24 protein-coding genes are annotated in these 22,644 nt (G+C 54.2%); 15 read left to right on the top strand and 9 right to left on the bottom strand.

What is annotated here, in order from left to right; genetic code table 11:
• The first annotated feature begins 1 nt into the window (after window position 1).
• From ACN0YD_RS07995 to cobO, 4 genes are read left to right on the top strand one after another with little or no spacing between them, the layout of a single operon-like run.
• On the top strand, window positions 2-874 hold the full coding sequence (locus tag ACN0YD_RS07995; RefSeq protein WP_417318528.1) for an ABC transporter substrate-binding protein: 873 nt from the start codon (window positions 2-4) through the stop codon (window positions 872-874).
• Window positions 871-1,833, top strand: coding sequence for an adenosylcobinamide-phosphate synthase CbiB (gene cbiB / locus ACN0YD_RS07990; RefSeq protein WP_417318527.1), 963 nt, complete (start codon window positions 871-873; stop codon window positions 1,831-1,833). The genes ACN0YD_RS07995 and cbiB overlap by 4 nt, the downstream gene beginning before the upstream one ends.
• Window positions 1,830-2,867, top strand: a complete 1,038-nt coding sequence (locus ACN0YD_RS07985) for a threonine-phosphate decarboxylase (RefSeq protein WP_417318525.1) — start codon at window positions 1,830-1,832, stop codon at window positions 2,865-2,867. The genes cbiB and ACN0YD_RS07985 overlap by 4 nt, the downstream gene beginning before the upstream one ends.
• On the top strand, window positions 2,851-3,462 hold the full coding sequence (gene cobO / locus ACN0YD_RS07980; protein ID WP_417318523.1) for a cob(I)yrinic acid a,c-diamide adenosyltransferase: 612 nt from the start codon (window positions 2,851-2,853) through the stop codon (window positions 3,460-3,462). The genes ACN0YD_RS07985 and cobO overlap by 17 nt, the downstream gene beginning before the upstream one ends.
• Here the strand turns inward: cobO and ACN0YD_RS07975 are convergent.
• From ACN0YD_RS07975 to ACN0YD_RS07950, 6 genes are all read right to left on the bottom strand, one after another.
• A complete protein-coding gene (locus ACN0YD_RS07975; RefSeq protein ID WP_417318521.1) occupies window positions 3,459-4,082 on the bottom strand; it encodes a histidine phosphatase family protein in 624 nt (207 codons plus the stop codon). The two genes, cobO and ACN0YD_RS07975, sit on opposite strands and share 4 nt — an antisense overlap.
• Window positions 4,079-4,879 carry an adenosylcobinamide-GDP ribazoletransferase gene (cobS, locus tag ACN0YD_RS07970; protein WP_417318520.1) on the bottom strand — a complete coding sequence of 267 codons (801 nt, stop codon included), beginning with the start codon at window positions 4,877-4,879 and terminating at the stop codon, window positions 4,079-4,081. Before cobS ends, ACN0YD_RS07975 begins: the two co-directional genes overlap by 4 nt.
• Entirely contained in the window at window positions 4,876-5,892 is a 1,017-nt protein-coding gene (cobT, locus tag ACN0YD_RS07965; RefSeq protein WP_417318881.1) for a nicotinate-nucleotide--dimethylbenzimidazole phosphoribosyltransferase, read from the bottom strand. Before cobT ends, cobS begins: the two co-directional genes overlap by 4 nt.
• A 5-nt stretch (window positions 5,893-5,897) precedes the next feature.
• Window positions 5,898-6,470: a bifunctional adenosylcobinamide kinase/adenosylcobinamide-phosphate guanylyltransferase gene (cobU, locus tag ACN0YD_RS07960; protein ID WP_417318518.1), complete on the bottom strand. Its 573-nt coding sequence runs from the start codon at window positions 6,468-6,470 to the stop codon at window positions 5,898-5,900.
• A 210-nt stretch (window positions 6,471-6,680) separates the two neighbouring features.
• Window positions 6,681-7,301, bottom strand: coding sequence for a hypothetical protein (locus tag ACN0YD_RS07955; protein ID WP_417318516.1), 621 nt, complete (start codon window positions 7,299-7,301; stop codon window positions 6,681-6,683).
• Window positions 7,302-7,314: 13 nt separating this feature from the next.
• Window positions 7,315-8,430, bottom strand: a complete 1,116-nt coding sequence (locus ACN0YD_RS07950) for a pyridoxal-phosphate-dependent aminotransferase family protein (RefSeq protein ID WP_417318514.1) — start codon at window positions 8,428-8,430, stop codon at window positions 7,315-7,317.
• A 156-nt stretch (window positions 8,431-8,586) separates the two neighbouring features.
• Between ACN0YD_RS07950 and mgtE the strand changes: the two genes are divergently transcribed.
• Window positions 8,587-10,011: a magnesium transporter gene (gene mgtE / locus ACN0YD_RS07945; RefSeq protein WP_417318512.1), complete on the top strand. Its 1,425-nt coding sequence runs from the start codon at window positions 8,587-8,589 to the stop codon at window positions 10,009-10,011.
• Window positions 10,012-10,019: 8 nt separating this feature from the next.
• Window positions 10,020-10,445: a DUF1489 family protein gene (locus ACN0YD_RS07940; RefSeq protein WP_417318510.1), complete on the top strand. Its 426-nt coding sequence runs from the start codon at window positions 10,020-10,022 to the stop codon at window positions 10,443-10,445.
• Window positions 10,446-10,547: 102 nt separating this feature from the next.
• Here the strand turns inward: ACN0YD_RS07940 and panC are convergent, their stop codons facing one another.
• The gene (gene panC, locus ACN0YD_RS07935) at window positions 10,548-11,417 is read right to left on the bottom strand and encodes a pantoate--beta-alanine ligase (protein WP_417318508.1); all 870 of its coding nucleotides are present in this window, start codon (window positions 11,415-11,417) and stop codon (window positions 10,548-10,550) included.
• Between the two features lie 41 nt (window positions 11,418-11,458).
• Complete coding sequence (locus ACN0YD_RS07930; protein ID WP_417318506.1) at window positions 11,459-12,391, bottom strand: glucosaminidase domain-containing protein; 933 nt, start codon at window positions 12,389-12,391, stop codon at window positions 11,459-11,461.
• A 164-nt stretch (window positions 12,392-12,555) separates the two neighbouring features.
• Between ACN0YD_RS07930 and ACN0YD_RS07925 the strand changes: the two genes are divergently transcribed.
• The 9 genes from ACN0YD_RS07925 to ACN0YD_RS07885 all read left to right on the top strand — a co-directional run bounded on the left by ACN0YD_RS07925 (window position 12,556) and on the right by ACN0YD_RS07885 (window position 21,454).
• Window positions 12,556-13,413: a division plane positioning ATPase MipZ gene (locus ACN0YD_RS07925; RefSeq protein WP_417318504.1), complete on the top strand. Its 858-nt coding sequence runs from the start codon at window positions 12,556-12,558 to the stop codon at window positions 13,411-13,413.
• Window positions 13,414-13,421: 8 nt separating this feature from the next.
• Window positions 13,422-13,910: a hypothetical protein gene (locus tag ACN0YD_RS07920; RefSeq protein ID WP_417318502.1), complete on the top strand. Its 489-nt coding sequence runs from the start codon at window positions 13,422-13,424 to the stop codon at window positions 13,908-13,910.
• A gap of 17 nt (window positions 13,911-13,927) precedes the next feature.
• On the top strand, window positions 13,928-15,316 hold the full coding sequence (gene pgmG / locus ACN0YD_RS07915) for a phosphoglucomutase/phosphomannomutase PgmG (protein WP_417318500.1): 1,389 nt from the start codon (window positions 13,928-13,930) through the stop codon (window positions 15,314-15,316).
• Window positions 15,317-15,587: 271 nt separating this feature from the next.
• Window positions 15,588-16,145: a phasin family protein gene (locus ACN0YD_RS07910; RefSeq protein WP_417318498.1), complete on the top strand. Its 558-nt coding sequence runs from the start codon at window positions 15,588-15,590 to the stop codon at window positions 16,143-16,145.
• A 231-nt stretch (window positions 16,146-16,376) separates the two neighbouring features.
• A complete protein-coding gene (clpS, locus tag ACN0YD_RS07905; RefSeq protein WP_417318496.1) occupies window positions 16,377-16,703 on the top strand; it encodes an ATP-dependent Clp protease adapter ClpS in 327 nt (108 codons plus the stop codon).
• Between the two features lie 34 nt (window positions 16,704-16,737).
• Complete coding sequence (gene clpA, locus ACN0YD_RS07900) at window positions 16,738-19,053, top strand: ATP-dependent Clp protease ATP-binding subunit ClpA (protein ID WP_417318494.1); 2,316 nt, start codon at window positions 16,738-16,740, stop codon at window positions 19,051-19,053.
• Between the two features lie 119 nt (window positions 19,054-19,172).
• On the top strand, window positions 19,173-19,607 hold the full coding sequence (locus tag ACN0YD_RS07895; RefSeq protein ID WP_417318493.1) for a LexA family protein: 435 nt from the start codon (window positions 19,173-19,175) through the stop codon (window positions 19,605-19,607).
• A gap of 7 nt (window positions 19,608-19,614) precedes the next feature.
• Window positions 19,615-20,904, top strand: a complete 1,290-nt coding sequence (locus tag ACN0YD_RS07890) for a Y-family DNA polymerase (protein ID WP_417318491.1) — start codon at window positions 19,615-19,617, stop codon at window positions 20,902-20,904.
• 109 nt (window positions 20,905-21,013) lie between these two features.
• Complete coding sequence (locus tag ACN0YD_RS07885) at window positions 21,014-21,454, top strand: hypothetical protein (RefSeq protein WP_417318489.1); 441 nt, start codon at window positions 21,014-21,016, stop codon at window positions 21,452-21,454.
• A gap of 20 nt (window positions 21,455-21,474) precedes the next feature.
• On the opposite strand, the gene ACN0YD_RS07880 is transcribed toward ACN0YD_RS07885, so the two are convergent.
• Window positions 21,475-22,626: a GNAT family N-acetyltransferase gene (locus tag ACN0YD_RS07880; RefSeq protein ID WP_417318487.1), complete on the bottom strand. Its 1,152-nt coding sequence runs from the start codon at window positions 22,624-22,626 to the stop codon at window positions 21,475-21,477.
• Window positions 22,627-22,644 lie beyond the last annotated feature (18 nt).

Genomic DNA, 22,644 nt, shown 5'->3' with positions numbered 1-22,644 from the left:
CATGAAATGCGCCGCCCTGAAATTTGTGTTGTTTTTCGGGGCGGCACTTCTGTTGCCGTTTTCTGCTCAGGCGGATGAAGCACAAAAACCACGGGCCGTCTCTCTGGATTATTGTTCCGACCAGTATGTGCTGGCACTGGCAGACCGGGAGCAGGTTATCGCCCTTTCACGGGACGCCACCGACGTGCACAGCTTCTATCGGGATCTGGCCGAGGGCTTGCCACAGTTTGGGTCCACGCTTGAGGAAATTCTGGCCTATCAACCTGATGTTATCGCCCGATACTGGGCCGGATCCGGGTATGTGAACTATTTACAGGATCAGGGCTATAAAATCGCTTCGGCAGGATACGGATACCAGAGGGATGTTCTGCTGAACAATATCAGGATTATCGGTCACGCCTTGGGGCAGGAGAAACGTGCCGAGGAAAAAATCAAACAACTTGCCGGCCGTTTCGACAAACTGGAGCATTTGCCAAGGAAACCACAATTGGTTCTCTACCTCACGCCAAGCGGAATTACTGCAGGCAAGGGTACCTATGTGAACGATCTTCTTAATCTGGCGGGCTTCAGAACCATGGCCGATGAATTCGATTATTCCGGCTGGCAGCAAACCCCGCTCGAGCACCTGGTTTCCCGAAAGCCCGACCTGATCATCGCCAGTTTTTTTGACATGGAGTCCAATCACAATTCCAGCTGGAGCATCTCCCGGCATGGCATGGTGGAGCGCATGTTGAAGGATATTCCCACCATCTATGTGCCGGGAAAATACCTTTCCTGTAACGGGATATTCCTGCCGGATGCCGCCGAATATATCCTCGCCGAACTGGCAAAACTGGAAAATGCGGAAGGACAGGTGGCGGGGGCGTCTGAATGAACCCGGCGTTGGCGCTTTTCCTTATTCTAATTCTGGATCTGATCAGCGGGGAACCGAAATGGCTTTATGGCCGGGTCCCGCACCCGGTTGTCATCATGGGGAATATTCTGGACTTTTTCGATCGCCATTTCAATCACTGGCATACTGCAGGCCACAGGGAAAATTTTCTTCGCGGCCTGCTCTCCCTGTCAGTTTATCTGTCGTTCTGGATTTTGGGGGCCTGGGGTGTCGAGCGTCTTCTGTTCCAGATGTTACCCGACTGGGCGGCCTGGGGGATGGTGGTTGTTTTTGGCAGCAGCCTGGTTGCGGCACGAAGCCTTTATGATCATGTGTCTGCCGTTGGTGCTTCTCAGGATATTGACAGCGCCAGAGCCGCGGTTGCTCTGATTGTGGGCAGGAATGTTGAAACACTGGATGAGGCGGGCGTGAATCGGGCAGCCGTGGAAAGCCTGGCGGAAAATTTCTCGGATGGTGTGGTGGCGCCGGCGTTCTGGTTTCTGATTGCCGGACTTCCGGGACTGGTAGGCTACAAGGCCATAAATACGGCGGACAGCATGATTGGACACCGATCAGACAAGTACGAATATTTTGGCAAGGCCGCCGCTCGCCTGGACGATCTGGCTAATTTTCTGCCGGCGCGGATTACAGCAATTATCTTTGCTTTGGCGGGTTGGGTCGGGGGGCGGTGTCAGTTTCTGGAAACAATGAAGCAGACCATGAAACAGGCACAGGGGCATCTTTCGATCAATGCTGGCTGGCCAGAGGCAGCCATCGCCAACGTTCTCTCTTTCCGCCTTGGCGGGCCGCGGAGCTATGGCACCACCGAAGTCAGTGGCGCCTATCTGGGAACAGGGCGCGACCATCTTGAGAAAGGAGATATCCTCCAGGCCCTTGGCGTGGTCAAGACGACCTGTGGCATATTGCTCGGATTGTCGCTGAGTATGGGAGTGCTGCTATGAAAAAGAGAGTCCATGGCGGAGACCTTGCCGAGGCAATGGATCTATACCCGACCGCCCCGGTGCCCTGGATTGACCTGTCCACAGGCATCAATCCCAATCCCTGGCCCTGGACGGAAAAGGTCCCGATGGCGGAGCTGGAAGCGGCGGCAGCGCGGTTGCCGGGGGGGCAGGATATGGAGTTTTGCCGCACGGCCTGTGCCCAATATCTCGGTGTAGAAGACGACCATGTGACCCTGACACCCGGTTCCCAGGCCGCGATCGAAATGTTGCCGCTCTGCGTGGATGCCGGGCGTGATGTCTATATTCCCGGTCCGACCTATTCGGAGCATGGCCTGGCCTGGCATAAAAACGGACATCGGGTCCATCATATCCCTTATGACTGGGACATCATGACCTTTTTACCGGAAGGCTCCGTTTTGGTGCTGACCCATCCCAATAACCCGGATGGCCGGAAATTCGATCCGGAAAAGCTCTATCTGCTTTGCCTCGCGCATATCGAGCGGGGCGGGACAGTCATCATTGATGAGGCCTTTGCAGATATCGAGCCGGGGCTCAGCCTGTTGAATTTTCCTCTGCGGGAAGGATTGGTTGTGCTGCGGTCAGCGGGAAAATTTTCCGGACTTGCGGGATTAAGGCTCGGGGCCGTGGTTGCGACGGGAAGCCTGAAGGAAAACATCACGGCTAAATGCCCTTTGTGGGAGATTTCGACCCTGACCTTAAGGGTGTTCGGGCATTTTTACAGGGACCACGAATGGATCGCGGGAACCCGTGAAGCACTTGCCGGGGAAATGGACAGGCTTGCCGCCCTGCTATCGACATCCGGTTTCAGGGTTGTCGGCTCGACCCTGCTTTATTGTCTTGTGGAGGCAGAGGATGCAGCGGCCCGGGCTGAACATCTGTTACGGGAAGGAATTTATGTGAGGACTTTCCCGGAAAATTCCCGCCATCTCCGTTTTGGACTGCCGGGGAGCGAGGCGGCCTGGAAAAGACTGGAGCAACAGCTGAAAAGGAAAGCAGATGACTGCGCAGGATAAAAACGAACAGCACCGCGAAGAAATGAAAAAGCAGCAGGCGGCCCATCGGCAAAAGATGGCGGAGAAAGCAAAGCAGGAGTGCGGCCTTCTGATGGTCAATACCGGTTCGGGCAAAGGCAAGACAACGGCGGCCTTTGGCACTGTTCTGCGCGCCCTGGGCTGGAATAAAAAAGTCGGTGTGGTGCAGTTTATCAAGGGAAAATGGAAAACCGGTGAGCGGCTGTTTTTCAAGCGTTTCGAGGATTTGGTCGATTTCAGGGTCATGGGCGAGGGGTTTACCTGGGATACCCAGGACCGGGAGCGGGACATTGCCGCGGCGCGTGAAGCCTGGAATGTCGGGCTCGGGATGATGCAGAGCGGAGATTACGCGCTGGTTGTCCTGGATGAGCTGAATATTGTCCTGCGCAATGATTACCTGCCGGTCGAGGAAGTGATTGCAGGACTTCAGTCGCGACAGAAGGATTGCTCCGTCTTTGTTACCGGACGGGATGCCCCAAAGGAATTGATGGAGGTGGCCGATCTGGTCACGGAAATGCAGAATATCAAGCATCCTTTTGATGCTGGCTTCAAGCCGGTCCGCGGTGTTGATTTTTAATCCGGAAGGACGTGATTGAGGCCAACCAGCCGCCAGTGGCCGCCGCGAAACTCCTTGGCACTGAACTGCAGATGGGTAAGGGAAAGGGTATCCAGGGCGAAATTCAGGGCCAGGTCCGGGGCAAGCTCGAAGCAATGACCGAGAATGGCCCGGATGACGCCGGCATGGGTGACAATAACCCGGGGTGCCGTCGAACCATCCCCGACATGACCTTCCAAAAAGCTTGTCGCCCGTGCAGCAACCTGAGTGAAGGATTCCCCGCCGGGAGGGGTGCTGTCTGCCGCCAGCAATGACCAGTTATGGGGTGGCAGGCCCTCTATTTTAGGCCATAGTTTATCAAATTCCAGACCGTACCAGTCGCCGAAATCCTGTTCCGTCAGTTCCGGGGAGGTGATCAGCTCCCCGGTTACCTGCTTGCGTTCCCGCAGGGCCTGCGCGGTTTGCCGGGTACGCTGAAGCGGGCTTGAGAACCACTGGGCCTGATCCGGTAACCTTTGGGCAATCCAGTCAAGAGCTGCATGGTTGGAAAGATCGGCCGGTTCGTCGGCGGATTTATAAAGATTTTCCCTGGCACCGAGAACCGGGGCATGACGGACAAGATACCAGTCGATGATGCTCATGAGGCGAAATTCCAGAAGGAGAGCAAACCGAGCAGGATGGCAATTTCGCTGATCTGCTGGACGGCGCCAAGGACATCTCCGGTGATACCGCCCACCTGCCTCATGGCAAGCCTTCCCATGAGGAAAACCGCAGCAAGTGACAGAAGCAGGCACAGGGTCATTGCGGGCCAACCGAGCAGGAAAAACGCCGGCAGCAGACTTATACCCAGGGCAACGCCGATCAATATCGGTGCGGGTTTTTCCGTCCCTGCCGCAAGACCGTCCTTGCGGGCAGGGGGGAGGGAGGAAATGGCAAAGACAATCGCCAACCGGCTGAAAGCGCCACTGATCAACAGGGCGATGAGGGCGCCGGACGATGTCATAACGCCAAGGGCTGCAGCGCGCAGGGCAATGGATAAAATCAGGGCCAGGGCCCCGTAAGTGCCGACCCGGCTGTCCCGCATGATTTCCAGCTTGCGGTCCCGCGTCAGGCCGCCGCCGAAACCGTCCGCCACATCGGCAAGGCCGTCTTCATGGAAGGCGCCTGTGAGAAAAATCATGGCGGCCAAAGCCAGAAAGGCGGCAATCCAGGACGGTAACAGCAGTGCCTGGGTACCCCAGAATATAAATCCACCACATGCCGCTACCAGCAGACCCACAAGCGGATAGGCCCACAGGCTGCGGGAAATGTCCGGCGCATGATCCGAAAGGCGTTCCCATGGGACAGGTATTCGTGTCAGCACCATCAGGGCAGCGGCAATATCCCGGACCAGTGCGGGGCTGTGATGTTGTTTCTGGGTTTCTGGCAACTCATTCATTGCACTGACCTGGAGACATGGGCTTCTTCGAAACTGGCCATGCCGGAATAGGTGGCAAGCGCCGCCCGCAGGATCATCAGGGCTACGGCGGCGCCGGAGGCTTCGCCGAGCCGCATATCCAACTGCAGGATGGGGGATTTGCCAAGTGCTTCCACCAGATGACGATGACCGGGCTCGACCGACAGGTGCGAAACCTGGCAATGATCAAGACTGTCCGGGGCGCTTCTGATCAGGCTGGCCGCCGCCGCGGTAGAGATAAAACCATCCAGCAGGACCGGTATCCGGTTATGGCGGGCGGCGATTACCGCCCCGGCAATGGCGGCAAGTTCCCGTCCGCCCAGACGCCGCAGCAATTCAAAGGAATCTGCAATCCCGGACTGATGCAGTTTAACGGCCTTTTCCACGACTGCGGTTTTATGGGCCAGCTTTTCATCTTCCAGTCCGGTGCCGCGGCCGACCCACTGTTGCCCGCCGCCGCCGAACAACGCCAACGACAGCGCCGCTGCGGATGTTGTATTGCCGATACCCATTTCCCCCAGCAGCAGGCAATCAGCCTCCGTCGGGACCGCATCGGCACCGGCCTGTAATGCCTTGCACAATTCTTCCTCGCTCATGGCCGGTTCTTCAGTGAAGTCGCCCGTGGGACGGTCAAGGTCGAGGGGGATGACTTTGAGTTCTGCTCCGGAAAGTGTGCAGAGTTGATTTATAGCGGCTCCGCCATTTTTAAAATTCTGAACCATCTGCGCGGTGACTTCCGGCGGATAGGCGGAAATACCTTGCGAGACAACACCGTGATTGCCGGCAAATACAAGGCATGAAACCTTTTCAAGCCGGGGAAATTCACGGGTTTGCCATCCGGCCATGAATATGGAAAGTTCTTCCAGCTTGCCGAGGGAGCCCTGCGGCTTAGTCAGGCTATCCTGCCTGTGGCGGGCAAAATCCGTATAACTTTTATCTGTGGTTGGCAGGTTTGTGAGGACGCTGAGGAAATCTTCTCTGCTGTTAAAGGGCAGGCTCGTCACATATAGTCTCCCCAGATTGGCTCACCGTTTTTTTTGAGGACCATGGGCAAACCCGCGGCCATGAAAATGACGTTGTCGGCCACTTCCGCAACTCTCTGATTAAGGCGCCCGGCCTGATCGCGGAAGGTTCGGGCCAGGGCATTGTCCGGCACGATGCCGAGCCCCGTTTCGTTGGAAATCATAATGACGTTACCCTGGCTTTGGCCGAGGGCGTTGACAAACCTCTCTGTTTCTTTCTTCACATCTCTTTCCCGTTCCATCAGATTGCTGAGCCACAGGGTCAGGCAGTCGATGACCATGGTCCCCTGTCCGGCAATTTTGTCGGCAATCTCCAGCGGTTCCTCAAGGGTGGTCCAGTTATCACTGCGGTCCCTTTTGTGCAGGTCTATTCTCTCTCTCATCTCTTCATCCCGAATCTCTGCTGTGGCGAGATAGACGGGGTTATCGTCCAGTCCAAGGGCCAGGCGTTCGCCAAACCGGCTTTTGCCGGAGCGGGCGCCGCCGAGGATCAGGCTGATACCGGCTAGCCGGGTATGGTCAGGAGTATTGTTCCGGGTGAAGTCATTCATTTTTCAGGACGCTGTGGTTACTTGTTTAATTCAATGGCACTATATCCCCGAAAGGGATGGCGGGTAACAGTTTTATATCATCCGATATCTCTTAATTCAGCACCCGCCTCAACGCCTGCAAGCAGAGCTCTACATTCTCTTCCAGATACCTCGTCCATAAAAGTTCACTGAAATTAATCAATAAAAGGGGTTACCCGAAGGTTGAGCCGCCTAAAGCAGCCCTACCGTTTCGTATATCTTATCTATTTCGGGATTGGACCCGCCAAATAGAAAAGCAATACCTTCTGTTTTTAAGGTTGGGTTTGAAGGTACCCAAGTTAAACATTGGAAAAAGTAGTCTCCGTCAGGGAATGCTAAATTTAGCGCGTTACATTCTATTTGATCTATACGGGGTGTATTCCAGTCAACGTCTTTATGGATACACAGAATAGTAAACCTGAAATGTTGTCCGAAGATATTAATTGGAGTGTATATTATGTTTTTTTTAGATGAATTCACTTTTTCAATAGAGACTTTAGGAAACTTTTCAGCAAAAAGAAATTCTGCGGTTGCCACATGCCGTACCAGCTTTTCAGTGGTCGGCTCTTGAATGATCCTTTTCGAGCCTTCGGTTTCACCCCTTTTTTCATGTATATTGACTATGCCGGAACTATGCATAGTAATTCTGACATCTTGTTGGTTCACGGGATTCTTGAAGAATAGATAGATGCAATTTTCATTCTTGGCGAACTTCATTCTGAATAGTTCAACAATTTGTAGATTTGATTTAATGCCGGTAAAGCGAAGGTATTGCTTTTTATCGGTTGTAAATGTCATATCGAAGAAATGCATTTTACAGTTGCTCCTAATTCAGCACCCGCCTCAACGCCCGCAAGCAGAGCTCTACATTTTCTTCCCGCGCGCTATGGCCCATCAGGCCGATGCGCCAGACCTTGCCGGCAAGCGCCCCTAATCCGGCGCCGATCTCCAGATTGAATTCCTCCAGAAGCCGTTTCCGAAGTGTTGCCTCGTCAGTGACATGATCCGGGACTTTGATAGTGTTGAGCTGCGGCAGGCGATATTCCGGGGCGACAAGGAACTCGATGCCCATTTCCTCCAGCCCGTCGCGCAACCTTTCATGCATGGCGGTGTGCCGGGCCCAGGCGGCTTCCAATCCTTCCTCCTTTAGGATCAGCAGGCTTTCATGCAGGCCATACATGGCGTTAACAGGGGCGGTATGATGATAACTGCGACCGCCTTCGCCGTCCCAGTAATCCATAACCAGGCTCAGGTCCAGGAACCAGCTCTGGACCTTTTCTGTCCGGCTCCTGATCACATCCAGCGCCCGTTCGGAAAAGCTGACCGGGGAGAGGCCCGGCGGGCAGCTGAGGCATTTCTGACTACCGCTATAGACCGCATCAATGCCCCATTTATCCACCTCCAGCGGGCTGCCGCCGAGGGAGGTTACCGCATCCACCACGGTCAGGCAGTCATGGTCCCGGGCCAGACGGCACAAGGTTTCCGCATCGGACATCACCCCGGTGGAGGTTTCAGCCTGGACAAAGGCCAGAAGTTTGGCGTCCGGATGGTCGAGGAGGGCGTCCTCGACCATTTGCAGGTCCACGGGCTCTCCCCAATCATTTTCAACCACTACGGCAATGGCGCCTGCGCGTTCCACATTCTCGACCATGCGTCCGCCAAACACACCGTTGCGGCAGATGATGGCCTTGTCGCCGGGCTCCAGCAGATTGACAAAGGCGCATTCCATTCCGGCCGATCCCGGAGCGGACAACGGAAAGGTCAGGGCGTTTTCCGTCCGGAAGGCATATTTCAGGAGTGTCTTGATCTCCTCCATCAGGCCCTGGAAGGCCGGGTCAAGATGGCCGATGGTGGGGCGGGCCAGGGCCTCGAGCACGCGGGCGGGCACATCAGAGGGGCCGGGCCCCATCAGGGTTCTTTTTGGCGGGATGAATGTGTTCATGAAAAGACCTCAATTTTATTTTATGCGGATTATGCCTTCCGGCTTTCAAAAGCGGAAGGGCGTCGTTAAAATAAAATTTCACGGGTCAAATTCATTGGACCTTGACCCGAAACCTGAATCATCGGATACCTGTCGCATACCATAAGGGCGAAGCATATGACGGCACCGGACCTTCTTGAGCCCGAGCGCAAGAAGAAAAAGAAGAAAAAGAAGCGGAAAAAGAAAAAACTGAAGCAGGAAGTGCTTCAGCACGGTCCCGAGCTTGTCCAGGAAGTTGTCCGCGCCCTCGAGGAAGAAGACCATGACGTCATTGATGAAGTGGTTGAAGCCCTCCATTCGGCCGACCTGGCCGACCTTCTTGAGCAGCTGACCACAGAAGATCGCGCCGCCCTGGTGTCCCACCTGGGGGAGGAGCTTGATCCAGGGGTCCTGACCGAACTGGACGAGGTGGCTCGTGATCATGTGATCACGGAGATGGAAGACCGGCATGTGGTCAAGGCCATTTCCGAACTGGAAACCGATGACGCCATTCACCTTCTGGAAGATCTGGACGAAACGGATCAGCGCAGGATTCTGGAAGCCTTGCCGGAAGACGACAGGATTGCCGTCGAAGAGGGGCTGTCCTATCCGGAAGAGAGCGCCGGGCGACTGCTGCAGAAAAAGCTTATCGCTGTGCCAAGCCTTTGGTCCGTGGGTAAGGTTATTGATTTCCTGCGCGAGGATGCTTCCCTGCCGGAAGATTTTTACGAGATATTTGTGGTTGATCCGTTGCATCACCCTATCGGAACATTAAGGCTCAGCCATCTACTGCGGTCCGGTCGCGACGTATTGGTCAGCGAGATCATGGATGCGGACCCCAAGGTGGTGCCGGTGGATATGGACCAGGAGGAAGTGGCCTTCCTGTTTCGTCAGTATGACCTGACTTCCATGGGGGTAGTCGACGAGAACGGACGACTGATCGGTATGATCACCGTCGATGACGTCGTGGACGTGATGGACGAAGAGGTTCAGGAAGATATCCTGCGTATGGCCGGTGTGCAGGACACGGATATTCTGGAAAGCGTGTGGGAAGCTTCGCGCAACCGCATTTTGTGGCTGGTGGTCAATCTGGGAACGGCTCTGTTGGCGTCCTCGGTGATTGCACAGTTTGACGCTACCATCCAGCAGATGGTGGCCCTGGCTATTCTGATGCCCATTGTGGCCTCGCTGGGCGGCAATGCGGGCAATCAGGCCATGACCGTTGCGGTCCGGGCGCTGGCGACCAAGGAACTGACGCCCTCCAACGCCCTGCGCGTGGTGACCCGTGAATTATCGATTGGATTCCTCAACGGTTGCGCCCTGGCAGTGCTGATCGGTGTGTTGACGTTACTATGGTTTTCAAACACGGCGCTGGGCGGGGTGATTGCCCTGGCCATGGTGGTCAACATGATCGTTGCCGGTCTTGCCGGAATCATGGTGCCGTTGACTCTCGAAAAGATGAAGGTGGACCCGGCCCTGGCCAGTACCGTACTGGTGACGGCTATTACCGATGTGATCGGGTTTCTGGCCTTTCTCGGTTTCGCTGCCCTTTTCCTGCTCTGAGCGATGCCATGACCGTTCATCTTCTGAAACTCTGTGTGGGAATTGACAGCGTTGAGCACCTGATTGAGGTGCGCAAAGGGCGCGAACAGACATTGCCCGATGGTCGTCCCTATAATTACCACATCACCCGCTTTGCCCCGAAACGGGCGGAAGAAGTTCTGGACGGTGGGGCACTCTATTGGGTCATAAAGGGTTTTATCCTGGTGCGGCAACCGATCATCGGCTTTGAAGAAGTGAAAACGGATAACGGCACCAAGTGCAAGATCATCCTGGATACCGGTCTGGTGCGGACGGAAAGCCAGCCGCGGCGCCCGCATCAGGGCTGGCGGTATCTGGAACCGGCCGATGCGCCAAGGGACTTGCCGGAAGGACAGAGGGCGGATGATTTGCCAAAGGCGCTCCGCCGGGATCTGCAGGAACTTGGCCTGATTTAGCGCTTGATTTAACGTCTGATTCAGCCACAAGGCCCGCTGCTTCAGCACCTGCTATGGCTGAGGTTTGTTGTCGCCAGGCTTGCTTGCTGTTTATATCCCGTTTTATCTATAGGCCGGTTCGATCGCCATGTTGTCGATGAGGCGTGTCTTGCCGAGCACAGCAGCGACCAGCACACGGGCCGGGCGCTCGATGCTATCGACCAGTTCCAGGGTTTCCGCATCGCGTACTTCCAGATACTGAACTTCGTTGAACCCGGCCTCCAGCAGATGCTTTTCTCCGGCTGTGATGGCTTCGGAAACAGTCCTTGTTCCTGCCTGGAGGTCGGTGACGATCCGGGAGAGGCTTTTGTGTATTTCCAGCGCTGTTTGGCGTTCCTCAGGCGAGAGGTAGACATTGCGCGAGGATGTGGCAAGGCCGTCTTCATCGCGGATCAGTGTGCCGGACACAACCTCCACCGGAATATCCAGGTCTTTAACCAGTTTTTTCAGGACGGCTAGTTGTTGAAAATCCTTTTCGCCGAAAATGGCCCTGTCGGGCAGGCATTGGAGAAGCAGCTTGGCAACTACGGTGGTGACGCCGTCAAAATGGCCGGGCCGGTTGGCGCCGCAGAGAATTTCGGTCATTCTGGTGATGGAAACGGTGGTCAGGAAACCGTCCGGATACATTTCATCGACTGTCGGCGCATAGAGAAGCTCGACCCCGGCTTCGGTAAGTTTATCTGCATCCTGACGTTCCTGTCTTGGATATTTGTCCAGATCCTCATTGGGGCCGAATTGTTTGGGATTGACGAAGATGCTGACCACGATGCGGTCGCAATCTTCCTGTAACCGTTTGACCAGGGAAATGTGACCATGGTGCAGGGCGCCCATGGTCGGTACCAGTCCCACTTTCAGACCCTGTTGCTTCCATTCACCGACCTGTTGCCGCAGGTCCTTGACAGTTCTGACGATTTTCAGGGGTGCGGAAGGCATTTTTTCCTCTTTTTCTATAATGATATCGGGGAGCTGTGGTGCTAACTTTGCGGAGGCTGCAGACGTGCCCCGTCAAAATCCCGCATCCTGTTGACACGGATAATGTTTTTCAGGGTTTGCACATATTTTTCGCGAAGTTCAGAATAATTGTCCAGTGTTTCCACCAGCTTCTGAACATTAAGTTTGCCGGTTCTGGTCTGTCGGGTACGTTCTTCCCGAAATTTCCGGTAGGCCCGGTGGGTGTTCAGGTTATGGACATATCCGAAAACCGCCTCAATAGTGTTGGGAAAGCTTCTGATTTTATGTTTCTTTCCGTCATCCCGGCGTTCAGGGACCAGCCCGTCTTTTCCCCATGTCCATTGTCCGTAAAGCGCATTGCCTTCCTGGGCAAACCGGGAGGTGCCCCAGCCGCTTTCGATGGCGGCCTGGGTCAGGGCCAGAGACGGCGGAACAACATTGATCCGTTTCCTGAGGGCATAGAGGTCTTCTGTTTTCATTCTGTACTGTTTCTGCTTGCGCTGAAGCCAGTGAAGTTCGGAAGTCGTGGGTACGGTGCCCACCTCGATTTTGCGGATGATTCTTTCCAGCTTTTGCCGGTCCTCCAGAATGATTTCATTTACTTTTAGAATGAGCGGCAACATAGTGGAAATAAATAGTTTTTTTCTTTCCCTTATGTCGGACATTTCGGCCAGCTCGGAAGGGACGCCGGACAGATAAAGCCGGGGTACATCGGTGGCACCCCGACGGACGAGGCCCAGATCATAGCCGTAAGCGGCAAAATATTTTATGGCGCTGGTGTTTTCGGGAAGCTTTAAATTCTTGACCAAAGTGACTGGGGCCAAATGGTTTCTGCTCTGGTCTATCTGATCGACCGCAAGCCACAGCGGGATCAGGACAAAAAACACTATTGCATTGGTCGCAAGAATAGTGTTTCTGATAGAGTTGCTGGAACGTTTCGTATAACTTGCGGGCATTTGTCCGGGCCTGTCACGATTGGTCTAATCATATGCTATCAGATATTATATAGTTTTATGTTAACGGGAATGCCAGACTTTGAATCAAATAACAGAAATACACAGGGTCTTGGGAGGGGTTATGCAAAGTGGTGAGGGTATCGGGAAATTGGTAAGGGGAAAATATGGTACAGGATACATCAGCAGGTAAGTCTTCGGGCACTCATGTTATTGTGGTGGGCAACGAAAAAGGCGGGTCGGGAAAATCCACGACAGCCATGCATGTGGTCATAAGCCTGCTGAAAAGAGACTTCACCGTTGCTGTTCTTGATCTTGATGCTCGTCAGAAATCACTGGCTCGCTATCTGGAAAATCGGGAAAACTACGCCCGACAGCATAACCTGAAGCTGAGTATGCCCGAGGTCCATGTGGTGCCAAAATCCACACTGACAACCAAAGAAGAAATGGACGCCGACGAAATCGAGCGCTTCAATGTGGTCATGGACGGGCTGCGGGGGCAGGTGGATTTTGTCCTTATTGACTGCCCGGGAAGTGATTCCCATCTTTCTCGGCTTGCCCATGCAGTTGCCGATACGCTTATTACACCGATCAATGACAGCTTTGTGGATCTTGATCTTTTGGCCCAGGTCAATCCGGATAACTTCAAGGTGGAAAAGCTGAGCCTGTACAGCGAGATGGTCTGGGATGCCAAAAAGCGCCGGGCCCTGGCGGACCGGGGAAATATCGACTGGATTGTCATGCGAAACCGGACCTCTGCCCTGGATGCCAAAAACAAACGCCGGGTGCACAAGGCGTTGAAGGAACTTGAGAAACGGGTAAATTTCCGTTACGTAGCCGGGCTCGGCGAGCGGGTGATCTACCGTGAAATGTTTCCCAAAGGCCTGACACTCGTTGATTTTCGCGATGCGGACAGCGACAAAATGACCATGTCCCATGTGGCGGCCCGGCAGGAAATCCGCCGGCTGATGGACGACCTGAAGTTGCCCGGCTGGAATGAAAGTGCTGCCGCCGCAGCGGAATAGGACAATAAATGCCCCAGCTTCTCCTGATTGTCGGCCTGATCATTCTGATCTATGTGGCCGTAAGATATTTCAAGCAGGCTGATCCTCGGAAGCTGGCAAACCTTTCCCGGTATCTTGTTGGCGCCATTCTCGCGGGCCTCGGACTTTTTATTCTGCTCCGGGGTAACGTCTATGTGGCGCTGATCCTGGCAACCGGCGCTGTGCTGGCCTGGCAGGGCACCTTGTGGGGCTACCTCGCCAGTCGTGCCGGCGGCAAAGGCAAAGGGGAAAATACCGGCGGGCAATCGGCCGGAAAAAACAGAACGCCGGGGCGGACGGTCATGGACCGGGAAGAAGCCCTGGATGTTCTCGGCCTTAGGGGTAACCCGACTGTAACGGAAATTAAAGATGCGCATCATAAACTGATCCGAAAGATTCATCCGGACCAGGGTGGTTCCGATTATCTGGCCATGAAAATCAATGATGCCAGGGATGTGCTTCTGAACGACAATAAATAACGGGAAAATGACGACCGATGGCGCATGAATTCAATCCGACGGTTTTACGGGAATATGATATCCGGGGCATTGTGGGGAACACAATTACTGCGGCGGATGCCGAAGCTCTTGGCCGGGCGTTTGGTACGCTTGTACGGCGAGCCGGCGGCAAGAAAGTCTGTGTCGGCTATGACGGTCGCCTGAGTTCTCCCGACCTTGAAAAATCGCTGATCAATGGTCTGGTTTCAACAGGACTGGCTGTGATCCGGGTCGGGCGGGGCCCCACGCCCATGCTCTACTATTCTGTTTTTGAGCTGGATACCGACGGCGGCATCATGATTACCGGGTCACACAATCCACCTGAGTACAACGGTTTTAAAATGATGATCGGCAAGGAGTCCTGTTTTGGAGAACGGATTCAGGAGATCGGCCGGCTGAGCGCGACCGGCGATCTTGAAACCGGCGAGGGGGCCGTCTCGGATGAGGATATTTTTGACCGCTATGTGGAACGTATCCTGAAAGATGTGGATACGGAAAGCCTGGCCCGGGCGGACCTGACGGTAGCCTGGGATACGGGCAACGGTGCCGCCGGGGAAGTTGTTGAGGCGGTGATCAACCGTTTGCCGGGCGAGCATATCCTGATTAATGGCGATATTGATGGTACCTTTCCGGCACATCATCCGGACCCGACTGTAGAGGAAAACCTTGTCCAGCTGCAGGAAACTGTAGCCGGGGAGAAGTGTGACCTGGGACTGGCTTTTGACGGCGACGGTGACCGTATTGGCGCTGTAGACAGTGACGGGCGCGTGGTCTGGGGCGATCAGCTGCTGGCGATCCTGTCGCGGGAAGTGCTCGAGGATCATCCCGGCGCCACAATTATTGCCGATGTAAAGGCAAGCCAGGTACTGTTTGATCATATTGCCGCAAGCGGTGGCAAGCCGCTGATGTGGAAAACCGGCCATAGTCTGATCAAGAGCAAGATGCATGAAACAGGTGCGCCGCTTGCCGGGGAGATGAGTGGCCATATTTTCTTCAAGCACAAGTTTTACGGTTTTGATGACGCCATCTATGTGGCCTTGCGGCTACTGAATGAAGTCGCCCTGACAAATGGCGGCCTGAAGGCGCTTAAGGACAAGTTGCCCCAGGTCATCAACACGCCCGAGCTCAGGTTCCCCTGCAGCGAAGAACGCAAGTTCCGGATTGTGCCGGAAGTACACCTGAGGTTGAAAGCGACCGGCGCCGATGTAAATGACACCGATGGTGTGCGGGTCAATACGGAGGACGGCTGGTGGCTTCTGCGTCCCTCAAATACACAGGATGTCCTTGTGGCCAGATGCGAGGGCAGGGATGAAGCTTCCCTCGAGCGCCTGAAAGCCGCCCTGGCAGAACAACTTCGCGCCAGCGGCATTGAACCTCCGGCCATGTAGTGTATAATATGGAAGGCCCCTGGTTCCCGTTTTCCGGATAATAAACCAGGGCTATTTTCCGCGGTATAGCAAATGGTTTATTGCGAATGCGTGAAAAAAATATTGCAATGCACAAAATAACCTTGACATAGTTAAAATTATCCATATATTGAATATTATGTTGCAGCGCACAAAACAGTAAAATGTTGTGACATACCGGACAAGTATGATCTCCGGGTGTGATGCGTGAATAAATTGGGTAAAGACACATTATTGGTTAAGGATACGACACATGACCACTGCAAAGAAAACTACATCTTCCAAGAAAGCTGAAGATGCTGCAACTGAGAGCATCAAAGCCGCACAGGAAACCGTTCAGAAAGCTGTTGAAACCAGCAAGGAAAATATCGAAAAGGCTGTAAAAGCAAGTACCGAGACTGTCCAGAAAAACATTGAAAAAACCGTCGAGCTTTCCAAAAAGCAGATGGAAGACGCCACCAAGTCCTATGACGACGCTGTGGCCTTCAGCAAGGAAAACTTCGATGCTGTTATGGCTGCCGGCAATGCCGCTGTGAAAGCTGCCGAGACTGTCAACAGTGAAGTGATTGCTGCTGCCAAGAAGGCTGTGGAAGGAAATGTTGAAGCCATGAAATCCCTGATGGCCGCTAAATCACCGGCTGATTTCTTTGAAATCCAGGCCAGCCTGATGAAGAGCCGTTACGACGACATGGTTGCTGAGAGCACACGTATCAACGAAGTTGCCACCAAAGCAAGTGGCGAAGTGATCGAGCCTCTGAAAGCACGGTATGAAGCTGTTGCTGAAAAACTGAACCTGCCTCTGGCCGGATAATTTTTCACAACGCCATTCCAGCGTATAATCAAGGCCCGGTTTTTCCGGGCCTTTTTTTATATCCGGACTTTATTATTCAACGAATAGGTGTTTTTATTTACCGAACGTTAATGCTATGAAACTAATATTCAAAGGTAGATAGAAGTTATTTTTTACCTTTGGTATCTTTAAATTCCGTTTCATCGTTCTAACTAGAAATATAGTAACTTCAGTACAAAACGCGATTGACTCATGAGCGACGAAAATAACGACGGATACGAGAATACCGAAACCGGTACTCTCACCAAGACGGAACCAAAGACAAAGAAACCTTCTTTGTATAAGGTTTTGATGCTGAATGACGATTATACGCCCATGGATTTTGTGGTGCATGTTCTGCAGGCCATTTTTGGCAAGAATGAAACTGAGGCAGTGAAAATCATGCTTCAGGTCCACCAGAAAGGCGTAGGAGTCTGCGGCATATACAGTTTCGAGGTAGCAGAAACGAAGGTGAACAGAGTCGTGGAATATGCCCGCAGACATCAACACCCGCTGCAATGCACCCTGGAGAAGGAATAACACCATCCCTGTAAGATTAAGATAGGAATTTATTGTGCCGACATTTTCACCGAACCTGGAACGGACTTTACATCGCGCTATCAGCGAGGCCAACAACCGCAAGCATGAATTTGCAACGTTGGAACACCTGCTGCTCGGCCTTCTTGACGATCAGGACGCGGTGTCGGTGCTCAGGGCCTGCGACGTAAACATTGCCCAGCTGCGCGCCGAAATAAAAGCCTATCTTGATGTGGAACTAAGGAATATCGTCACGGACAGTGACGAGGATGCCTCGCCGACGGCCGGCTTCCAGCGGGTGATCCAGCGCGCGATCCTGCATGTGCAGAGTTCCGGACGCGAGGAAGTGACTGGCGCCAATGTGCTGGTCGGCCTGTTCTCTGAACGGGAAAGCCATGCGGTCTATTTCCTTCAGCAGCATGATATGACCCGCCTGGATGCGGTAAGCTATATTTCCCATGGCCTTGCCAAATCGGCCCAGCATGGTGACCCCCGGCCGCCAACCGGCGCTGATGAAGATGAAGACATGATGGATGAAGCCATGGGTGATACGGCGCTCGACAAATATTGCGTCGACCTGAACCAGAAGGCAAGGGACGGCAAGATCGACCCCCTGATCGGTCGCGATAGCGAGATCAACCGTACCATTCAGGTGCTGTGCCGCCGGTCCAAGAATAATCCGCTTTATGTGGGGGATCCGGGGGTGGGTAAAACCGCCATTGCCGAAGGTCTGGCCCGCCGTATCGTGGAAAAGGAAGTGCCCGACGTTCTTCAGGATGCCGTCATCTATAGCCTTGATATGGGGGCGCTTCTGGCGGGTACCCGTTATCGCGGGGATTTCGAGGAGCGCCTGAAAACCGTGATCCGGGAAGTTGAGGAGCACGACGGCGCGATCCTGTTTATCGATGAAATTCACACTATTATCGGTGCTGGCGCCACCAGCGGCGGGGCCATGGATGCCTCGAACCTGCTGAAGCCGGCCCTGGCCAGCGGCGCTTTGCGCTGCATCGGCTCTACCACCTACAAGGAATTCCGGTCCTATTTTGAAAAAGACCGGGCCCTGCTGCGCCGTTTCCAGAAGATTGATGTGACGGAACCAACCATTCAGGAAACCAAGGACATCCTGAAGGGCCTGAAGAAATATTTCGAAGAACATCATGATGTGAAATATTCCGACGATGTCATTGATACGGCAGTGGAACTGTCTGCCCGTTATATCAACGAACGCAAGATGCCCGACAAGGCCATTGATGTGATTGACGAGGTGGGTGCGTCGCAGAAGCTTCTGCCGTCCGCCAAACGCAAGAAACTCATCACCGTCGAGGATGTGGAAGGTGTGGTTTCCAAAATGGCCCGCATTCCCCCGAAATCTGTTTCCAAGGATGATATGGCCATTCTCAAAAGCCTGGATGTTGACCTGAAGCGTGTGGTCTTTGGCCAGGACAAGGCCATCGAGGTATTATCCGATGCGATCAAGCTGAGCCGTGCCGGCCTGCGCGAAGGCGACAAGCCGATCGGTTGTTACCTGTTCAGCGGTCCCACCGGCGTCGGTAAGACCGAAGTGACCAAACAGCTGGCCAGCCTGCTGGGTGTGGAACTGCACCGTTTTGACATGTCCGAATATATGGAACGTCACAGTGTCTCCCGCCTGATCGGCGCACCACCGGGCTATGTGGGGTACGACCAGGGCGGTCTGTTGACTGACGCCGTCGACCAAACACCTCATTGTGTGCTTCTGCTCGACGAGATCGAGAAAGCCCATCCGGACCTGTTTAATATCCTGCTGCAGGTCATGGACCACGGCCGACTGACCGACAGTAATGGCAAGAAGATCGATTTCCGCAATGTAGTGTTGGTGATGACCACCAATGCCGGGGCTGCGGAAATGAGCAAGGAAGCCATTGGTTTCGGCTCTACTGTGCGCCAGGGCGACGATGAAGAGGCCATCAAAAAGCTGTTTACACCGGAGTTTAGGAACCGGCTGGATGCGGTTGTTCCGTTCGCCAGCCTGCCGCCGGAAGTTATCAACCGGGTGGTCGACAAATTCATTCTCGAACTGGAAATGCAGCTTGAAGACCGCAATGTCCATATCGAGCTTACCCCGGCTGCCCGGAACTGGCTCGCGGATAAAGGCTTTGATCGTCATTATGGCGCCCGGCCTCTGAAACGGGTGATCCAGGAGCACATCAAGAAACCGCTGGCCAACGAACTGCTGTTCGGCAAGCTGGTCGGCGGCGGTGACGTGACCTTCCGGGTCAAGGACGGCGAGCTCAGCTTTGATATTGTGCCCGGCAACCTGCTGCCCAAACCGCAGTCCGGTGGCCAGGACAAGTCGGAAGAGCTGGTGAAGTAAGCTACAGTAATTAAGCAGATAGAGGGATGCGGTTTCGGCTGCATCCCTTTTTTTGTATGAGTTGAAAAGAACATAACAAGAACATTGACAGAAGGAGCCGTTCGGCGCATTCTGTCCATATGAGTATATGTGAATATAAAATTCTCCTTCCCCGGACGGAAAACTGTTGTGCCTTGCCGCTTTACGGCTGCAGGGTCGAGGCGGGCTATCCTTCGCCGGCGGAGGACTATCTGGAGGGGCGGCTGGATCTGAACGAGCATCTGATCCGGCGCCCGGCGGCCACTTTCTTCCTGACTGTTTCAGGAGAGTCCATGACCGGGGCGGGAATTTTCCCAAATGACATTCTGGTGGTAGACCGTTCTCTTGAAGCGAAGCACGGCAGTATCGTCATTGCCGTGCTGGACGGGGAACTGACGGTCAAGCGTCTGTACCGCAAGGGTGGCGTGCTGCGCCTGATGCCGGAAAATTCGCAGTTCCGGCCCCTTGATATCCGGGACGAAATGGAGTTCCAGATCTGGGGGGTTGTACGCCATGCCATCCACTCCTTTGAATAAGGGCCCTTTGAGTAATGGTTATGTGGCGCTGGTGGACGTGAATAATTTTTATGTCTCCTGCGAACGCTTGTTCCGCCCGGACCTGCAGAACCGACCGATGGTGGTGCTCTCTAACAACGACGGCTGTATCATTTCCCGTTCGGAAGAGGCCAGGCAGATGGGGATCGGCATGGGGGCAGCCTTTCATGACGTTCGCCGTCTTCTGGAGGAAAACCGGGTCGTGGTATTTTCCTCCAATTATCCGCTGTATGGGGACATGTCCGGGCGTGTCGTGTCTGTCCTTTATGAGTTTACGCCTTTCCTGGAGGTTTATTCCATCGACGAGAGCTTTCTTGACCTGACGGGATTTGAAGATTTGGCCGCCCATGGCCTCAGGATCAGGGAGCAGGTGCTGCAGTGGACCGGCCTGCCGGTCTGTGTCGGCATCGGTCGAACCAAAACCCTGGCCAAGATTGCTAACCGGCTGGCCAAGCAGCGGGTACGTGAGAACCCGCAAAGCGGCGGAGTTATGATCATTCCGGAGGACAATGATAGCATTCTTGCTGATCTGCCGGTCACGAAAATCTGGGGCATTTCCCGGGGTTTTGGCAGGCAACTTTCGGAACTTGGCATTGCCACGGCTCTGGACCTGAAGCGGGCGAATCCGAAAATGGTCCGCTCCCGCATGAATGTGGTGGCGGAGCGGATTGTCCATGAACTGAACAATATTCCCTGTATGGCGCTGGAAATGGTTCTGCCGGACAGGAAACAGGTGATGGTGTCACGCAGCTTCAGCCGCCGGGTTTATGCCCATGACGAGCTCAAGGAAGCCGTTTCCACTTATATCAGCCGGGCCGGGGAAAAACTGCGCAATCAGCAGCTTGTGGCTTCCGGGCTCAATGTTTTTATCCGGACCAGTCCTTTTGATAAGGATAATTTTTATTCCAACAACTACAGCACCTGCTTTTCCGAGCCCCATTGTGACACAATCCGGATGATCCGGGCGGCCTTTGACTGTCTGGGGCAGATTTACAAGCCGGGATATGTCTATCAGAAGGTAGGTGTGCAGCTGTTCGGCCTGGAGAAGGAAGGGAGGGCCCAGCGGGACCTGTTTCTTTCGGGGCCGGAGGAAGAGAAAAGTCGTGTCAAAAGCCGTGCTCTGATGGCGGCCATGGATAGTCTGAACGGAACCTGGGGTGGGAATACGGTCAGCTTTGCCTCTTCCGGAATTCGCCGGAGCTGGGCCATGAACCAGAAGCTGCTGTCGCCGCGCTATACCACAAGATGGAACGACATCAGGCGGGTCAGCGCCCGGTGATGGAAGCCTAAACTTTTACTCCCGCTGGGCCAATTCACTCTAGGTTCAGTTTGACCCTGCTAGAGATTGCAGATATTCTCTCGGGAAGGGACGTTACAGGAGAAACCTTATGAAGATGAAGTATTTCATTCCGGGACTGTTTGTTGTGTTGGCAGGGGGGCTGGCCGGATTTTCCGCCCATGCGCAAGACGGTTCAAAAAAGGCAGATACCGAAGTTGCCGAGCCCGAAGAGCTCGCCAAATATGAACGGACCGGCGAAATAAAACGCTGCGTATCAGTCAGTTTCATTGACCATACCCAGGTGCTTGATGACTGGCATATTATTTTCCATATGAAGGGCAAGAAGATTTACCTCAACAAGCTGCCGCGGCGCTGCCACAGGCTCGGCTTTGAAAGGTCCTTTGCCTATAAAGTCAGCGTCAACCAGCTCTGTAACGTGGATATGATTACGGTTTTCGATAATAGCGGTATCCCGGGCCCCCGCTGCGGCCTCGGTGATTTTGAAGAATTGAAGAAAAAAGAAACCGGCGAAGACAAAGAACAGGACTGATCCTGTAAACCTTTCCTGCTTCATCCCTTTTTGAAGGGGGTGAAGCTTTCCAGAAAAGTCATTTCTCCTTCGACCTGATTGCGTTCCTGACGCAGGTAACGCTCCACCGCGTCCCGGAAGCTCTCGTTGCCGATCCAGTGGGCGCTGAAGGTTTTTGACGGCACATACCCCCGGGCCAGCTTATGCTCGCCCTGGGCACCGGCTTCCACCCTGGCCAGACCCTTTTCAATGGCATACTCAATGGCCTGGTAATAACAGACCTCGAAATGCAGGAAGCGGTGCTCCTCGACGGCGCCCCAGTAACGGCCGTACAGCGTATCGTCACCGATCAGGTTCAATGCCCCGGCAATATAGCGGCCGTCCCGTTTGCACATTATCAGCAAAATCCGGTCTGAAAGTGCCTCTCCCAGCCGGCTGAAGAACTCCCGGTTGAGGTAGGGCCGTCCCCATTTTCGATTGGCGGTATCCATGTAGAAATTAAAATAATGGTCCCAGTGATCCTCGGTGATTTCCCGGCCGGTGAGCCGTTCTATCCCGATATCGTCTGCAATGGCCTCACGCCGTTCCTTGCGGATGTTCTTGCGCTTGCGGGAGGAAAGGGCGGCGAGAAAGTCGTCAAACGTCTGATAACCATCATTCAGCCAGTGGAACTGCTGGTCCTGCCGTTGCAGCATGCCGCAATCTGCCATCAGCTTCCAGTCCTCTTCAGGGGCAAAGGTGACATGCAGCGAAGACAGTCCCAGATCCTCACACCGCTGAATGGCGCCCTTCACAAGCAGACGGCCAACCGTGTCCCGGTTCGCCCCGGGATGGACCATCAGCCTTGGACCGGTGACCGGGCTGAAAGGAACGGAACTCTGTAGTTTGGGATAATAGTTTCCACCGGCCTGCTCGTAAGCATTGGCCCAGCTGTGATCGAACACATATTCGCCGTAGGAATGACTTTTCAGATAGAGCAGAAGTATGCCGGTGATGCCGCCATCATCTTCTTCCACCAGTAAGTGCTGACCGAGCCAGCCTGTGTCCGCCGTGGCGCAGCCGCTTGCTTCCAGGGCATGAAGAAACTCGTGCGAAACAAAAGGATTATGGCCGCTGGCCGCCTGCAGGGCGCAGGCGTTCCAGCTTTCCGGACTAATTTTGGAAAGACTGTCAATAATGCGGAGGCGGGGCATAAAAGCCGTCTTTCCTTT

Source organism: Emcibacter sp., from assembly GCF_048269205.1.
In the GTDB taxonomy this organism is placed as follows: domain Bacteria; phylum Pseudomonadota; class Alphaproteobacteria; order Sphingomonadales; family Emcibacteraceae; genus Emcibacter.
The sequence above is the reverse complement of the archived record's forward strand: the minus strand, read 5'-3'. Positions and strand labels throughout refer to the sequence as shown.

Excerpts from the sequence above, each read along its gene's own strand:
- ACN0YD_RS07975 (WP_417318521.1), bottom strand. The coding sequence starts at position 4,082 with ATGAGCATCATCGACTGGTATCTTGTCCGTCATGCCCCGGTTCTCGGT.
- pgmG (WP_417318500.1), top strand. The coding sequence starts at position 13,928 with ATGGCGCATGAATTCAATCCGACGGTTTTACGGGAATATGATATCCGG.
- ACN0YD_RS07985 (WP_417318525.1), top strand. The coding sequence starts at position 1,830 with ATGAAAAAGAGAGTCCATGGCGGAGACCTTGCCGAGGCAATGGATCTA.
- ACN0YD_RS07880 (WP_417318487.1), bottom strand. The coding sequence starts at position 22,626 with ATGCCCCGCCTCCGCATTATTGACAGTCTTTCCAAAATTAGTCCGGAA.
- ACN0YD_RS07995 (WP_417318528.1), top strand. The coding sequence starts at position 2 with ATGAAATGCGCCGCCCTGAAATTTGTGTTGTTTTTCGGGGCGGCACTT.
- cobS (WP_417318520.1), bottom strand. The coding sequence starts at position 4,879 with ATGAATGAGTTGCCAGAAACCCAGAAACAACATCACAGCCCCGCACTG.
- ACN0YD_RS07885 (WP_417318489.1), top strand. The coding sequence starts at position 21,014 with ATGAAGATGAAGTATTTCATTCCGGGACTGTTTGTTGTGTTGGCAGGG.
- mgtE (WP_417318512.1), top strand. The coding sequence starts at position 8,587 with ATGACGGCACCGGACCTTCTTGAGCCCGAGCGCAAGAAGAAAAAGAAG.
- cbiB (WP_417318527.1), top strand. The coding sequence starts at position 871 with ATGAACCCGGCGTTGGCGCTTTTCCTTATTCTAATTCTGGATCTGATC.
- ACN0YD_RS07930 (WP_417318506.1), bottom strand. The coding sequence starts at position 12,391 with ATGCCCGCAAGTTATACGAAACGTTCCAGCAACTCTATCAGAAACACT.
- cobO (WP_417318523.1), top strand. The coding sequence starts at position 2,851 with ATGACTGCGCAGGATAAAAACGAACAGCACCGCGAAGAAATGAAAAAG.
- ACN0YD_RS07910 (WP_417318498.1), top strand. The coding sequence starts at position 15,588 with ATGACCACTGCAAAGAAAACTACATCTTCCAAGAAAGCTGAAGATGCT.
- ACN0YD_RS07895 (WP_417318493.1), top strand. The coding sequence starts at position 19,173 with ATGAGTATATGTGAATATAAAATTCTCCTTCCCCGGACGGAAAACTGT.
- ACN0YD_RS07925 (WP_417318504.1), top strand. The coding sequence starts at position 12,556 with ATGGTACAGGATACATCAGCAGGTAAGTCTTCGGGCACTCATGTTATT.
- cobU (WP_417318518.1), bottom strand. The coding sequence starts at position 6,470 with ATGAATGACTTCACCCGGAACAATACTCCTGACCATACCCGGCTAGCC.
- panC (WP_417318508.1), bottom strand. The coding sequence starts at position 11,417 with ATGCCTTCCGCACCCCTGAAAATCGTCAGAACTGTCAAGGACCTGCGG.
- ACN0YD_RS07940 (WP_417318510.1), top strand. The coding sequence starts at position 10,020 with ATGACCGTTCATCTTCTGAAACTCTGTGTGGGAATTGACAGCGTTGAG.
- ACN0YD_RS07950 (WP_417318514.1), bottom strand. The coding sequence starts at position 8,430 with ATGAACACATTCATCCCGCCAAAAAGAACCCTGATGGGGCCCGGCCCC.
- clpS (WP_417318496.1), top strand. The coding sequence starts at position 16,377 with ATGAGCGACGAAAATAACGACGGATACGAGAATACCGAAACCGGTACT.
- ACN0YD_RS07920 (WP_417318502.1), top strand. The coding sequence starts at position 13,422 with ATGCCCCAGCTTCTCCTGATTGTCGGCCTGATCATTCTGATCTATGTG.
- ACN0YD_RS07955 (WP_417318516.1), bottom strand. The coding sequence starts at position 7,301 with ATGCATTTCTTCGATATGACATTTACAACCGATAAAAAGCAATACCTT.